The sequence below is a fragment of the Segatella copri genome (assembly GCF_009495355.1).
Lineage (GTDB): Bacteria > Bacteroidota > Bacteroidia > Bacteroidales > Bacteroidaceae > Prevotella.
In genome coordinates this window covers 41,440-56,667 of sequence record NZ_VZAD01000036.1, presented here as the reverse complement: position 1 = coordinate 56,667, position 15,228 = coordinate 41,440, and the positions used below count along the sequence as shown (strand labels likewise).

At 44.9% G+C, this 15,228-nt stretch carries 12 protein-coding genes and 2 pseudogenes; 9 read left to right on the top strand and 5 right to left on the bottom strand.

Annotation, left to right across the window (positions count from 1 at the left end):
* The first annotated feature begins 71 nt into the window (after nt 1-71).
* The 6 genes from susD (at nt 72) to F7D20_RS04115 (ending at nt 6,638) form a co-directional block, all read left to right on the top strand.
* On the top strand, nt 72-1,751 hold the full coding sequence (susD, locus tag F7D20_RS04140; RefSeq protein ID WP_158462968.1) for a starch-binding outer membrane lipoprotein SusD: 1,680 nt from the start codon (nt 72-74) through the stop codon (nt 1,749-1,751).
* 37 nt (nt 1,752-1,788) lie between these two features.
* On the top strand, nt 1,789-2,982 hold the full coding sequence (locus F7D20_RS04135) for a SusF/SusE family outer membrane protein (protein ID WP_158462967.1): 1,194 nt from the start codon (nt 1,789-1,791) through the stop codon (nt 2,980-2,982).
* A 17-nt stretch (nt 2,983-2,999) separates the two neighbouring features.
* A complete protein-coding gene (locus tag F7D20_RS04130) occupies nt 3,000-4,367 on the top strand; it encodes an Outer membrane protein SusF domain-containing protein (protein WP_158462966.1) in 1,368 nt (455 codons plus the stop codon).
* A gap of 165 nt (nt 4,368-4,532) precedes the next feature.
* Entirely contained in the window at nt 4,533-5,093 is a 561-nt protein-coding gene (locus F7D20_RS04125; protein ID WP_158462965.1) for an ORF6N domain-containing protein, read from the top strand.
* 25 nt (nt 5,094-5,118) lie between these two features.
* Nucleotides 5,119-5,331, top strand: coding sequence for a hypothetical protein (locus F7D20_RS04120; protein WP_158462964.1), 213 nt, complete (start codon nt 5,119-5,121; stop codon nt 5,329-5,331).
* Nucleotides 5,332-5,522: 191 nt separating this feature from the next.
* Nucleotides 5,523-6,638 (top strand): PDDEXK nuclease domain-containing protein, encoded by a 1,116-nt coding sequence (locus F7D20_RS04115; protein ID WP_158462963.1) that lies wholly within the window; start codon nt 5,523-5,525, stop codon nt 6,636-6,638.
* A gap of 125 nt (nt 6,639-6,763) precedes the next feature.
* Here F7D20_RS04115 and F7D20_RS04110 read toward each other — a convergent pair whose 3' ends face one another.
* A complete protein-coding gene (locus tag F7D20_RS04110) occupies nt 6,764-7,888 on the bottom strand; it encodes an AAA family ATPase (RefSeq protein WP_158462962.1) in 1,125 nt (374 codons plus the stop codon).
* A gap of 79 nt (nt 7,889-7,967) precedes the next feature.
* Nucleotides 7,968-8,204, bottom strand: a complete 237-nt coding sequence (locus F7D20_RS04105; RefSeq protein ID WP_022252115.1) for a hypothetical protein — start codon at nt 8,202-8,204, stop codon at nt 7,968-7,970.
* A gap of 463 nt (nt 8,205-8,667) precedes the next feature.
* Between F7D20_RS04105 and F7D20_RS04100 the strand changes: the two are divergent.
* Nucleotides 8,668-10,110 (top strand): annotated as a pseudogene (locus F7D20_RS04100) (alpha-amylase family glycosyl hydrolase); the annotation flags it as partial.
* On the opposite strand, the pseudogene F7D20_RS13205 reads toward F7D20_RS04100, so the two are convergent.
* A pseudogene (locus tag F7D20_RS13205) lies at nt 10,069-10,251 on the bottom strand (hypothetical protein); the annotation flags it as partial. The pseudogenes F7D20_RS04100 and F7D20_RS13205 overlap by 42 nt on opposite strands.
* Nucleotides 10,252-10,958: 707 nt before the next feature.
* On the opposite strand from F7D20_RS13205, the gene F7D20_RS04095 reads away from it, so the two are divergent.
* Nucleotides 10,959-11,906: an Rpn family recombination-promoting nuclease/putative transposase gene (locus tag F7D20_RS04095; RefSeq protein ID WP_158462960.1), complete on the top strand. Its 948-nt coding sequence runs from the start codon at nt 10,959-10,961 to the stop codon at nt 11,904-11,906.
* 11 nt (nt 11,907-11,917) lie between these two features.
* On the opposite strand, the gene F7D20_RS04090 is transcribed toward F7D20_RS04095, so the two are convergent.
* Both F7D20_RS04090 and F7D20_RS04085 read right to left on the bottom strand, forming a co-directional pair.
* Nucleotides 11,918-13,615: an ABC transporter ATP-binding protein gene (locus tag F7D20_RS04090; protein WP_158462959.1), complete on the bottom strand. Its 1,698-nt coding sequence runs from the start codon at nt 13,613-13,615 to the stop codon at nt 11,918-11,920.
* 52 nt (nt 13,616-13,667) lie between these two features.
* On the bottom strand, nt 13,668-14,558 hold the full coding sequence (locus F7D20_RS04085) for an NAD kinase (protein WP_022252140.1): 891 nt from the start codon (nt 14,556-14,558) through the stop codon (nt 13,668-13,670).
* An 84-nt stretch (nt 14,559-14,642) separates the two neighbouring features.
* Here F7D20_RS04085 and F7D20_RS04080 point away from each other — a divergent pair, with 84 nt between their 5' ends.
* On the top strand, nt 14,643-15,215 hold the full coding sequence (locus F7D20_RS04080) for a DJ-1 family glyoxalase III (protein WP_158462958.1): 573 nt from the start codon (nt 14,643-14,645) through the stop codon (nt 15,213-15,215).
* The last annotated feature ends 13 nt before the right edge of the window (nt 15,216-15,228 follow it).

Genomic DNA, 15,228 nt, shown 5'->3' with positions numbered 1-15,228 from the left:
CCTTACCCACGTCCAATAAGCTTCCAACTTGGTTTGAATCTTAACTTCTAAAATAAAAAAAGGAGACAATTATGAAAAAAATATTTTTAAAGACTGCAATGGCAAGCATGTTGTGCATGGGCTTTGTCTCTTGCGCAGACGAACTGAATATCAAGTCCATTGACCCACAGTCCACCCCAACATATTCAGTAGAGGGTCTCTTGGCCAAGCAGTATGCTACTCTTGGCCTTACTGGTCAGAAAGGTCCTGCTGGTTCAGCAGACTTGAGTTGCGACGAGGGTGAGAGCGGATTCATCCGTACCATTTTCAACCTGCAAGAGTTGATGACTGACGAGACAGCATGGGCATATCAGAATGATCCTGACATCGCTCCTATCACAAATTTAAGTTGGAAAAGCAGTAATGGCCGTGTAAACTGGGCATACCAGCGTCTCATTTTCGACATTACCCTGTACAACCAGTTTATTACCGAGCAGTCAGGCAGCCTGAGCGAAGATAAGATTGCAGAAGTTCGCTTCCTCCGTGCACTGAACTACTATTATTTCCTCGACCTGTATCGCAAGGCTCCTTTCAAGCTCACTTTCGACGATAGTCTCCCTACCGAGAAAAGTGGCAAGGATCTCTACGAGTGGTTGGATAATGAGTTGACTACCATCGAGCCTCTGATGGCTGAGGTGGGCGCTTATAATAACAGTCAGAATTTCGGACGTGCCGACCGTGGTGCAGCATACGCACTTCATGCTCGTTTGGCTCTAAACTCTGAAGTTTATACCGATGGTCAGGTGAAGGACTACCAGAAGGCTATTGATTATTGCGACAAGATTATCACCAGCGGTAAATATGATCTTTGTCGTGAAAAAAAGAATGGCTATAGCGGTTATCAGCAGTTGTTTATGGGCGACAATGACTGCAACCCAGAGGCCATGAAGGAAATCATCTTCCCTATCCGTCAGGATGGTTTGAAGGCGCGTGCGTATGCAGGTACCACTTACCTCGTAGCGGCAGCCACTATCGCCGGTATGCCTTATGCAAGCACGGGTGACCCATGGAAATGTTTTTTTGCCCGCGAGAACATGGTTGAGAAGTTCTTCCCAAACAAAGACATCCCTATGGCTGCTAAAGAAGATATCCCTGAAAATGCAACACAAGAGAAGATTATAGCAAAAGATAATGAGAAGGGTATCAGTACAGCCGATGTCGTAGCAAAGGCTAAGGACGACCGTGCCCTGTTCTATATGGGTGTAGGTGGCTGCGAAACAGGCAAAGTTCGTACGATCAATCCTGGTGAGAACATCACAGGTCCTCTGAATGGTGCGTCTTTTGTAAAGTGGAGCAATCTCCACGCAGACGGTACAGCACAGCACGATCAGAACTATTCTGATACCGACTTTCCTGTGTTCCGCTTGGCAGAAATCTATCTGACCCGTGCAGAGGCTAAGTATCGCCTCAACGGCAGTCAGGAAGGTTTGGCTGACATCCTGGAGGTTCAGGGCCGTGCCAATCGTGATTTGAAAGCTACATCAGTAGATGATCAGACTCTTATCGATGAATGGTGCCGTGAGTTCTATATGGAAGGCCGCCGTCGTTCCGACTTGGTTCGCTTTGGCTTGTTTTCAGGTTCCAAGTATCTCTGGAGTTTCAAGGGTGGTGTGGAAAATGGTACTGGTATTCCATCATACTACGACGTCTATCCTATTCCATACAATGAGATTAAGAACAATCCTAACATGACACAGAACCCCAAATATTAATTGTTTGGAAACCAGATTTAATTAAAAGAAATCAATTATGAAAAAGATATTCAAATTCATGTTGCTGCCAGCATTGGTACTCCCTTTGCTCTTTACATCCTGTGATGAAGACAGAGACAGCAACCCTACATTGGACCTGAGTCATCTTGCAGAGGGATTTGTATTGAACACTCCTGCTCTTGCAGAAAACAATACATACGACCTCAACAGTGCAAAAAACTTGGTACTGACATGCTCTCAGCCAAATTATGGTAATGTACCCTACGCAGTGAAGTATTATGCGCAGGTATCTATCGACCCTACATTCGTCAGCGATCCTGCTGCCACTCATGTAGAGTTGGCGACATACGCAGACAATGCAAGCAGTTTGGAATTTAATGCATCCGAAGTAAACGATGCTGTGGTATCTCTCTTCCAGGCAGCCAATCCTGATACAAGTGTTCCAGAGGAGATGCCTATTTATATCCGCCTTCGTGCAGTCATTGGCGGTACTTTGAATCAAACCTTGGGCGAGACCTATTCAAATGTTATCACCTTGCCTTCTGTGAAGGCTACCTACGAGGCTCCTGACGCTAAGTTCACCGACAACCTCTTCTTGATTGGAAGCTCTATCCAGACTCCATGGCAGAGTTGGAAGCCTATTCCACAGGTACAAGGCTTGGATGGCAATTACTATGGTATCATCTACGTGCCAGCAGGTGGCGAATTCAAGTGGGGTACCGAGAACAATGACTACCGCGGCATCAACCGTCTTAAGGAAATCAACGATGTAGATGGTGCAGGTATCTCTGCAGGTGAGAATCAAACCATCAAGGTAGCCAACGCTGGCTGGTACACTCTCCACTTCAAGGGTAAGATTACCGAAGACAAGAAGAACATCGACTGGACACTGACTGTTTACAAGACTCAGGTTTGCCTGATTGGTACTTGTATTGGTCAAACCGCTTGGGGCTTTGCTGACGATACTGCTCTGACAGCTCCAGACGATCCAAGTGGCGAATGGGTTTCTCCTGCATTCACTGCCAGCGAAGAACTTCGTGTTGCAGTCAAGGTCGGTGACATCGACTGGTATCGCACAGAGTTCACTGTTTACAATGGCGAAGTGTTCTGGCGTAAATATAATATGCCAAACAACTGGGCTGAGACCATGGGTGAAGCTTACTCTGTTAAGCCTGCCGTTGGCACGAAGTTGTATGTCAACTTTGATACAAATAAAGCAGAAGTTAGATAATTTAAGATGAAAGCAAAATGAAAAAGACATTTTTATATAGCTTAGCAGTCTTGGCAAGTGTATCACTTGCCAGCTGCAACGGCGACTACGATGATTGGGCTCAACCACAGCACAATCCACAGGAAGCCTCAGCTGCCAAATATGGTATCACCTTTACAGCGGGTCCTGAAGCAGAATGTAATATGCCTGACGAAGATGGAGTCATCAATCTCGTCACAGTCAACTCGACAGATGCCAATGTTGAAGGCTATACACTGAAAGACTTGAAAGTGAATGGTGAGGCTATCAAAGGCGAAGCCGTCGGCAACAACATTCAGGTAAATGCAGTCGAATTGGAGAAGATTCTCTGCAAACAGAACAATTCACGCGCAAGCGTAGCTCGTGACATCAACGTTGAGTCCAAGGTTTCTGTCAATCTGGCATCAGGCGATGCTGTCGCTATCAACACCGTAGGTACGACTACAGCAAAACTTAAGCCAACACCAACTCCTGCTATCGACCCGAATGGCTACTTGCTCGGCGAGATAAACGGAAATGGATGGGACAACACTAATCCTGAATGGATGACCAAAGTGTCTGATGGTGTTTACCAGCTCAAAGTCACTACAGAGAAAGATAAGAATTGGTTCAAGTTCTACGAAGGCAGCAAGTTTGTTAGCGGTGATTGGGATGCCATTAATAGTGGTGCCTTAGGATGTAAGGATAATGGTTGTGAAGATGCTTCTGGCTACATCTATTATACTGGTGATAAATGGGGTGAACTCCAAACATTGGTTATCCCTGGTGCTGGTACATGGATTGTAACTCTCGATATGAACAACTTGACCTACTCAGTAGGCAAGCCTGTCCTCTATATGGCTGGCGATGCTAATGGCTGGAAACAGATTGACTACCTCTCAAGTGAGGATGGTGTTCACTTCACAGGTTACATGTACCTGAACCAGAATGGTTTCAAGTTCTGCACTCAGAAAGACTGGGATGGTACCAACTATGGTGGAGCATTCTTCGGTGAGTCAGAAGACAACATCATGATGACACAAGAAGCAGGTTTCTATCAGGTGGATGTTGACTTGTCTGCGAAGACTTACACACTGACTCCTTTTAGCATTGGTATCATTGGTAACGCAACTCCTTCTGGTTGGGATAGCGATACTGATATGACATACAATCCGGAAGAGCGCTGTTGGGAACTTAAGAACGTCGAATTGACTGATGGCGAAATGAAGTTCCGTCACACAAACGATTGGAATCTCAACTGGGGTGGTCCACTTGACGCCTTGGTTCATGATGGAGATAACATCGCTGTAGCAGCTGGTACTTATGACATTAAGCTTGAGGTTAATTGGGCAGAAGGAACAGCAAAGTGTGAGATGACAAAGAAGTAAACATTTGCTTCATCAAATAAACTAAATATCAATGAGGGTGTGTCATAAGTCTGTGACGCACCCTCATTTTTTTCTTTATCCCCATCCCTACATTTTTCTCTAAAACTTTGGAAGTTACAAGGAAAAGTCGTATCTTTGCCCATAAATAGCTCTAAAAAAGGAATTATGGGACATCAAGAAGATATTGTAAAAACTGAAAGTAAAATCATTGTCATCAGGGATACGCAAGTCATCCTTGACAGAGATGTTGCTGAATTGTATGGAGTAGAAACAAGAGAAATCAACCAAGCACTAAGGAACAACCCTAAAAAGTTTCCTCCAGGCTATGTTATTGAGTTGAATAACAGAGAGAAAGATGAACTGATCAAAAATTTTGATCGGTTCAATAAAATCAAGCATTCCACTGTTGCTCCACATGCTTTTACCGAGCAAGGACTTTATATGCTTGCCACCATTCTGAAAGGTGATTTAGCCATCAGCACCACCATTGCCATCATTGATACTTTCACTAAGCTTCGCAAATTGGCAAGAACGATAGATAAAGTGAATGCGGATGCAGAGGAGCATGGTATTTTACCAAACAAAGAAACAGAAGGAAAAATACAAGCTGCGATGAACGAAGTCTTCGTAGACAATCTGCCATTAAAAATGCGCAAATTGACTTTTGGGGTTAATTTAGGAGTTCTGAAATTTTCTATAGAAACCACAAGAGAATCTAAAGAATAAAACAAATAAAAAGGAGGAAATGAATATGAACATGTTTGAGCAGATGCCATTCAGCGAGAAGTATCCAGTCTTCCGCAAATTGGCAGAGATAGGCGACCTCCGCAAGCTTTCCCGAGAGGAACTTGAGCTTTATGACGAGGACATCAAGAATATGCGTGATATATATGCAAGTGGCAACGGCCACAGAGCTTCCACTGGAGGAAATTCAGAAAATGAAGGAATAAGAAGAGATTACTAAGCGGTTCTCAAACATATTGGGAGCCGCCTATTTTTCTTTATCATCATCTCTACATTTTCCCCAAAAACCATGGAAGTTACGAGGAAAAATCATATCTTTGCAGAAGAAAAGCTGCACTCGGCAAATTGAAAGCAAGCTTTCTTTGCGCTCGTTTGCATTTTCTTTGCAGATTGGAACAAACAATCTTCTATATGAAACAAGAAATTGAACAAAAAGAATTAGGCATGGGAAACTTCCAAGGTTATCCATCTTTGTTGAGACAAATCAAGCATCGTGTTTCTTTTGCCCAACAGAAAGCCATGTACGCAGCAAACGAGGAGTTGCTCCGTATGAATTGGGACATCGGTGAAATGCTTACCAAAAGCCAAGAGACTGATGGTTGGGGCAAGAAGACTCTACAGCGCCTATCTATAGATCTAAAGAATGAGTATCCTGAGAGGAAAGGATTCTCCATAAGAAACATGCAGTGCATGATGCAGTTTTACAATGAGTACAACAAGGAGTTGACCATGGTTAAAGTTGGATATTTTTCAATTGCGCAACCAGCGGTTGCGCAATTGAAAAATAATGTAAACACATTACCCATCAAGCACTTAAATTGGACTCATAACATAATTTTACTCCAACGAGTTAAAGACCTCAAAGCTCGCTATTGGTATATGGTACAATGCATTACAGGGCATTGGAGCAAAGACTATCTTGCTGAGGCCATCAAGCTCGATTATTATGGCAAGCATGGCGCTCTCGCCAATAACTTCGACACAACGCTCCCTGCTACAGAAGCAATAGAGGTAAAATCATTGTTGAAAGACCCTTATATTTTCGACATGCTCACTTTCACCGACCAATATGACGAAAGAGACATCGAAATTGGGCTCATCAAACATATCGAAAAATTCTTGGTCGAAATGGGAGCTGGCTTCGCTTTTATGGGAAGACAATATCACATTGAGGTCTCAGGTGATGACTATTATATCGATATGCTGATGTATAACACCTTTATGCACAGGTATTTAGTTATAGAATTGAAAGCCACTGACTTCATGCCCGAATACATCGGTAAGCTCAATTTCTATTGCTCTGCCATAGATGACACGCTTTGCAGAGAAGGCGACAACAAAACTATCGGCCTGCTTCTCTGCAAGACCAAAGACAGAATAAAAGCAGAATATGCACTTCGTGATATACATAAGCCAATTGGTGTATCCGACTATGAATTAGGTCAAGCTCTGCCGAAAGATTTTCGCAGCAACCTTCCTTCCATTGAAGAAATCGAAAAGGGACTCAACGAATGGAATCAAGAATAACATCCAATAGACGGTTCTCGAACATATCGGGAGCCGCCTATTTTCGTTTTCTCCTCCAGTATTTCATCGTAAACCATCGGCAGAAAGAACTATATGTTCTGTGGAAACCCTCATTTTTTGCTTTATTATCCTTTTGCCAGCCATTTCGCAAAGAAGCGGTCGCTGACAAAGAAGCCTTTTGGGGTCTTGCTGATCAGTTGCTTGTCCACAAGAGCCTTCAGGGCAGTCTTTACGCTGCTGGTGGCAGGTAGGTGGTGGGTGATGATGAACTGTTGGCTAAGTGGGGAGGAAACTATTTGCTCCTTAGCAATTGCTAACAAGAGTAACTGCTGGTTTTCGGTCAGCCATGCACAATAGTTTTGGTATGCCATGGCTTGCTCCTCTATCAACTCTTGAATCACTTCATCCACTAAGTCCTTATTGATCTGCTCATCACGATGTTCGTAAATACCATGTAGGATGGCTTGTACATACCAAGTTACGCTGTCGGCTTGCGAGTAGATATAGGTGAATGTGTCTACATCTACCTCTCGTTTTTGTGATGACAAAAGACGATTGGCAAATGATAGATATCTTGACTCGGCGATACATGGTAGTGACATGACAAGAGAACTCTGGAAGAATGGGCGATTCGCCGACAAAAACATCTCTTCCATCATGTGCAGTTGACTGCCAGAAAATACGAAATATACATTGGGCAGGAATTGGATGTAGGAACGTATCAATGCTTCCACTCCATCCTCTGGATAGTTCATGATTTGTTGAAACTCATCTATTGCCACGTAGCATCGCTTTCCAGATTGCTTCATGTACTCGAAGATTCGCTTCAAGCTTTCTCGTCCCTCGTTTGGTTTCAAATCCAAAGAAAATGTTGGAATGCCTGTCAGTTCGTCAATTGTTAGCGTTGGTCGCCAACTGCTGAAGAACTCCTGTACTTTACGCAAGGCGGATTGAGAGATTGTATCTAATTTCCCAATGATTTCCGAAGCCATGAGTTGCACCATCTGCTCCAAGTTCTTGGTGGCAAATATGTCTAAGTAGAAGCATTTCACATCATCATATTGCTTTTCCAACTGTTGGAAGACATGATGGATTAATCCAGTTTTGCCCATACGGCGAGGTGCGACAAGCGTGATATTTCGCTCGTTATGGAGCGAAGTCATCATCTTCTCAGTTTCTTTCTCACGGTCACAAAAGTACTCTGCTCCTTTGTATCCATACATCACGAAAGGGTTGTTAATTGTTGCCATAATCTTATTGCGCTTTTTACGTTGCGCAAATTACGCAATAATTATCGAGACAACCAAATGTTTTCAAGTTTTTTAACAATTATCCCATATCATCAAACAAGTCATCCATTGTCAGTTGCACTTGTGCAATTGCTGAATGGGCATTGGGGCGGATGCCGAATGTAGTTATTAGTGTAGGCAAGATGCCATGCCGAACACCAGTCTCTTCTACAAAATCACGTCTTCTTCCATATACTGCTACAAACTCTGCTTTGCCAGAATTAAAATATTCTGTCAACTGTGTGATTTCTGTCTTTCTGCCTACTATTTGCTCCATAACTGATATTCTTTAGCTGTTTATTGTGTTGCAAATTTAAGGAAAATATTTGAGAACGCAAGCGATTCTTTAGCCAAATCGGAGGAAAAACGCTCGATTTGGCTGTTAATTGTTCATATTCTGCACCATCATTTGGTGGTTACGAGGAAAAGGCGGTTTCTATTCAGAGACCGCTTTTTTGTATGCCCTGCATTCTTTCGACCTGTACGGTTGGCACGCCCTGAAGGGTAGGGTGTGTGGGGCAAAATTTAAGTAAAAAAGCAATACGCCAATAATAGGAGCTTATCGCTTTTCGCCTCCTGAAACAACATAATTCTGAACTGAGGTCATGACAGATACTATGAATTTGCACAGAAAATGCAAACGTTTGCGCAAGTCGTTTGCTTGATTTAGGTCAAGAAAAGATTGCCACTACAAAAGAAAATCATAACTTTACCACCGAAAACAAAAAAACAAGAAGAATATGAAGAAAGTTTACTTGACACTTATTGCACTATTGGCAGTAATCAGTGCTTCGGCACAGGGATGGCCGGCAAACTACAAAGGAGTGATGCTACAGGGATTCTCTTGGAATGCATACGACTATGCACAATGGAAGACCCTTGAAGCTCAAACTTCAGAGTTGAAAGGATTCATCGACCTCGTATGGGTTCCTCAGAGCGGAAAATGTGCTGAAACCGTACAGGTAATGGGCTATAAGCCTTATTACTATTTCAATCACAACTCCAGTTTCGGAACAGAAGACGAGTTGCGTTCCATGATCAAGACATTTAAGGATAATGGTATCGGAACCATTGCCGACGTGGTTGTCAACCACCGGAATACAGAGGGTTGGTTCACTTTCCCTGCTGAAACATACAAGGGTGTGACCTACCAGATGCTGCCTACCGACATCTGCAAAAACGACGATGGTGGCAAAACGGCAACACAAGCTCAAAAAGAAGGTGTCAGCCTCAGCAACAACAACGATGAAGGCTCTGACTTCGGAGACTGCCGTGACTTGGACCACAAGAGCGCAAACGTACAGAAAGTAGTTAAGGCTTATCTGAAATTCTTGAAAGAAGACTTGGGCTACATCGGCTTCCGCTACGACATGGTAAAAGGTTTCAACGCAAGCCATGTGGGCGACTACAACACAGCAACAGGTATTCAGTACTCCGTAGGCGAGTATTGGGATGGTGTAGGCAATATCAAGAACTGGATCAACAAAACAGGCAAGAAGAGCGGTGCCTTCGACTTCCAATTCCATTACAACATGACCGATGCTATCAAATACAACGACTGGAGAAAACTGAACAACAGCAGTCTGATGTCTGATCCTTCTTATCGTCAGTATGCTGTTACCTTCGTAGAAAACCACGATATCCAGGTACGTGAAGACAAGAGCAACAATCCAGACCCTATCCCTACAGCATATATTCCTGCTGCCAACGCATTCCTTATTGCCATGCCTGGTACGCCTTGTATCTTCCAGCCTCACTGGAGAGCATACGAGCATGAACTGAAGAGCATGATAGAAGCCCGCAAATTAGTAGGCATCACCAACACAAGTTCTTATAACAATTATACTAACAACGCACAGTATTTTGCTAATGCAGTATCTGGTACTAATGGTCGCAAATTGTTGGTTGTTGTAGGTATTCCAAGCATGATGGCAACACCATCAAAAACAGAATACACCCGCATCCTTTCTGGCAAAAACTACATGTACTATCTGTCAAACAACTCAGAGACAGCATGGGCAGACAAGGCTTCAGGCGAATATGAGGAGGGCTTCAAAGTGACTCTCACTGCAGTAAGCCAGAACAGCGCAGCTAAGTTGGTTTACACCACCAATGGCATCGACCCTACAGCTAAAAGCGCACAGGTAGCAAGCGGTACATCTATCAACATCAACAGTTCTTGCACACTGAAGGTGGGTCTGCTCATCAATGGTACTGTAAGCGGTATTCGCACTTACAACTATAGCATCAAGTCTTTCGAGCCTTACAACATTACCGTATATGTTAATACGGATGACACCAACTGGAAAAAGGTAAACTTCCACATCTGGAGCAGCATGACAGACTTTACAGAGGGTACAGAGTGGCCTGGTGTAAACATCACACAGACCAAGACGATCGACAACAAGAATTGGTACTATAAAGAATTTACCATCACCCAGAAAGGCGGATTGATAAACTTTGTATTCTGCGAGCCTAATGCTGCAGGAACGGCTGCGAAAACTCAGTCAGTCGACTTTATTGGAGTCAACTCAACTATTTTTGTCAAAGTGGGTCCTAACAAGAATAGTAAAGGTCAGTATATCGTTACGGATGTTACTAAAGACATAGATACAGGTATCGACTTGCCTATAACCGAGAATACAGGCAAAAACGTCAATAATGCTTGGTACACTCTCAGCGGTATGAAAATGAACCAGAAACCTAACCAGGCTGGCATCTATATCCACCATGGCAAAAAGGTAGTTATCAAGTAAATAAAAAAACCTAACATATAATTCATCTATTCAACTGGCGGCTCACGTTATGCGAGGGTCGCCAGTTTTTCGTATAGAGTAAAATAGCCGAAAAAGAAGAAATATCATTTTTTCGGTAAAACATTTGGAAGCAAAAGAGAAAAAATGTATCTTTGCATAAGATATCCTGCACTCGGCAATCTGAAAACAAGTTTTCAATGCGCTCGTTGGTGCTATCTTTGCATAAGATATCCTGCACTCGGCAATTATCATTTAAACAAAAAGGAGGTTTTATTATGGCAGAACTGAGAGATAGATACATCCGTTTCGACTGGGCAATCAAAAGATTACTCCGTCAGAAAGCTAATTTTGACGTTTTGGAAGGATTCCTTACCGTATTTCTGAATGAAGAAGTAAAAATCATAGAAATACTGGAAAGTGAAAGTAATCAGCAGAAAGAAGATGATAAGTTCAACCGCGTTGATATAAAAGCCAGAAACAGCAAGGGAGAAATTATCATTGTGGAAATACAAAACACAAGTGAGCTGTACTACTTAGAGCGAGTTCTTTATGGAGTAGCAAAAGCTATTACTGAGCATATCAACCTCGGCAACAGCTATAAAGAGGTGAAAAAGGTATATTCTATCAGCATCTTGTACTTCGATCTCGGAAAAGGTTCTGACTACATCTATATCGGACAGAACAATTTTACAGGTCTGCACACGAAAGACCAGCTCGTGATAAGTGCCAAGGAAAAGAACAATATCGTAAGAAAATCACCTTCTGAGATTTTCCCTACCTATATCCTTGTGCGTGTCAACGAGTTCAATAAAGTGGCAAAATCACCATTGGAAGAATGGGTAAACTATCTGAAGAATGGCGTTATCTCTCCAGACACTAAAGCTCCAGGTCTGCAAGAGGCTCGCGAGAAGCTAAAATACTACGAGATGTCGGATGCAGAACGTCACGCATACGACGAGCATATCAATGCCATCATGATTCAGAATGACGTACTTGGCAATGCTAAATTAGAAGGATTGGCTGAGGGAAGAGCTGAAGGAAGAGCTGAAGGAAGAGCTGAAGGAAGAGCTGAAGGAAGAGTTGAAGGAAGAGCTGAGGGAAGAGCTGAAGAGAAAAAAGCAATAGCCCGCAACCTGCTTTCACAGAACATTCCTTTGGAAATTATTTCCCAAGCCACAGGACTGAGCATAGAAGACATTCGGTTATGTCACCCTCACTCTTGAAGAGGAAATATTCAACTGTTGTTGGTGCGCTCTATTCTGAGCACCTGGTCGCAATAGTCGACCACAGCAGGACGATGGGTAATGAAGATAATGGTCTTGTCGTGAGAAGACAGGATGTTCTGCAACAGCTGGCGCTCGGTTTCTGGGTCAAGGGCACTCGTAGCCTCATCGAAGAGCATGATGCTGCGATTGCGCAACAGACTGCGGGCTATGGCAATACGCTGCGCCTGTCCTTCACTCAGTCCTCCTCCCTGTTCGCTGCAAAGAGTATCCAACCCTGCAGGCAACTCCATCACAAAGTCGGCGCAACTCTTATGCAGAGCCTCCACCATCTCCTCATCAGTAGCATCGAGCTTACCCAACCGCAGATTGTCGCGGATAGTTCCGCTCATCAGCGTGTTGCCCTGAGGCACATAAACAAAGTTGCATCGATGAAGCGGAGTGAGCGTCTGACTCTTCACCTTATTATATATAGAGAGCTGACCTTGCTGCGGACGAAGCAGAGCCAGGATAAGGCGAACAAGAGTTGTCTTGCCGGCACCTGTCTCACCCAAGATAGCAGTACAGCTGCCTGGTGTGAAATCGAAATCGAGCTGATGAATGACATTGCGGGCATCGGAAGCTGAATCGTCCTCAGACTGCTCTTCCTTATAGGCATAACTCACTCCCTCAAGGCGAATGCCGCAAGGCGAGTCTATCTCTATTGGCTCACCCTGTTCCTCCAATGGATTTTCCTCCAACTCCATGAGTCGTTCGGCAGCAGTAAACACCCCCACAAAGGCAGGAACCAGCTTGGCAAGGTTGCGTGCCGGACCCTGTATTTTGTTGACAAGCTGCAGAAAGGCAGTCATGCCGCCAAAGGTAAGCGAGCCTGCACTCATGCGCACGGCAGCCCAAAGGAATGCCACCAGATAGCCCAAGGCAAAGCCAAAGTTAAGAACCAAGTTGCTGAACACGCTGAATATGGTCTTACGCACCACTTTGGAGCGAAGCTCGCACTGGGTGTTCTCCAACCGTTCCACCATGACGCTGTTACTCTCCAAGGTCTTGATAAGCATGCGGTGCTGGATGGTTTCCTGCAGCACACTCTGAACCTTACTGTCGGTATCGCGCACCTGACGGGTCAGGAATCGCATCTTGCCCATATACACCTTGCTGAAAGCCAGGAAGATGGGAATCATAACGACGATGACTACCGACAAGAGCTTATCCATGGAGAAGAGATAGAAGAAGGCGCTGAGGAAAAGCGCCAGGACGCTCAAGGTACTTGGAATAGTCTCGGTAAGGAAGCCTACCACTTGCGACACATCCCCCTCAAGCCTGTTGAGCACATCACCCGAATGAAGGCGCTCCCTGCCCTGCCACTCCGAGCGAAGGATGCGGTCGAGCATACGTTGCTGCATACGGTTCTGCGCCTTGATGCCCAGGAGGTTTCTTATCCAGATGCCAGAGATGTTGAGTGCGAAATCGCATAATATCAGTCCACCCATCAATGCCACAGCCCAATAGATATTGCCCTGCACGGCATGCGAAGCCACATCGATGGCATGCTTCACCGCCCACACCTGTCCTAAACTGACAGCAACAGACAGCAAGCCGACAACAGCATTGAGCGTAGCCTGCAGACGGTTGCCACGCCAGGAACGCCAAAGCCACTTGAGCAGGGTCTTGGCATCATACTTGAACTTGGGAACCTTGATTATCTTCATCCATCTCTTCATTTGATTTTTTCACGCTTCGTTCTTCACTCTTCACTTAAATTCATCTTCCTCTCTGATCGGCACCCCACATCAACTTCTCTCTCAGAGTGGAGAAGTATCGCTGGTTGCGCTGTTTTACTATTTTAATGGTATGGGCAGCCTTGCGGATAACGAGACGTGTGCCTTCAGTCATTCGCTCACTGCGTCCGTCGATGGCAACAAGGTAGTTGTGGCTACGGCTCTCCACATCGAGTGTTATCTCTGCCGTGTCATTAATGACGACGGGACGAATATTTAAACTATGAGGAGCCACGGGCGTGAGACACAGGCTGCTGCTCTGGGGAATGATGATAGGTCCGCCATTCGACAGGTTGTAGGCTGTAGAGCCCGTAGAAGTGGTCACGATCAGTCCGTCAGCCTGGTAGTTAACCAGAAACTCTCCATCCACCTGCGTGCGAATAGAAATCATGGACGCATCGTCACGCTTCAGCACGGCAATATCGTTAAGGGCAAAAGGATTGCCTGCCAAGACACCTCCCTCTGCCTCTACCTGAATGACGACATGTTCCTCTATCTGGCACTCACCGGCATACAAGCTGTCCAAGGCTGCCTCCACCTCGCCAGGCAACACATCTGCCAGGAAGCCCAGTCGCCCCATATTGACACCGATGATGGGTGTTCCCTTGGCTCCCACTCTGCTGGCAGCCTTGAGGAAGGTGCCGTCGCCTCCCATGGAGATGACATAATCCACATCGAAGTTATAATCCTCGAACACTCCTGCCGCCTTCACATCGATGTGCTGACTGCGGGTGAGAAACTCGTAATAGGCATTCTCCACATAGATTTCGGCGCCTTTCTGCGCTAAATAGTCCAGGATCTTCTCTATCGAAGTAGACTTCTTGGCCTGGTACTCATTGCCAAATATCGCAAATTTCAATGGTTGTCGTGTCATTTATTTTGCTGTTTCAATTATTATTCTTACTTTTGCAAAGGTAATAATATAAATCGAATAATCAGACAAAAAGAACATAAAATTATGGCAAAGGTATACGAATTTCTTGCCAATGGCTTCGAGGAAATCGAAGGTTTGGCTCCGGTAGACATACTTCGCAGAGGTGGTGTAGACATCAAGACCGTAAGCATTACGGGCAGCGAATGGGTAGAAACTTCTCATGGCGTAACACTGAAAGCCGACATGCGCTTTGAGGACGTGAAGGACTTCGGCGATGCCGACATGCTCTTGCTGCCAGGAGGAATGCCAGGCAGCACTCATCTCAACGAGCACGAGGGCGTGAGACAGGCGCTCATCGCTCATCACAAGGCCGGCAAGCGCATAGGTGCCATCTGTGCTGCCCCTATGGTATTGGCAAGCACGGGCATCCTCAACGGCAAGAAGGCTACCTGCTATCCTGGTTTTGAACAATACTTTGCTGCCGACACCGAGTATACTGGCCATCTGTATGAGGAGGACGGCAACGTGATAACAGGTGAAGGTCCGGCTGCTACCCTGCCCTATGCCTACAAGATATTGAGCTACTTCGTAGGCGACGAGGCTGTGGCAGAACTGCAGAAAGGCATGAGGTACACACACTTGATGAGCAACAAATAATTCAAAACTCTTC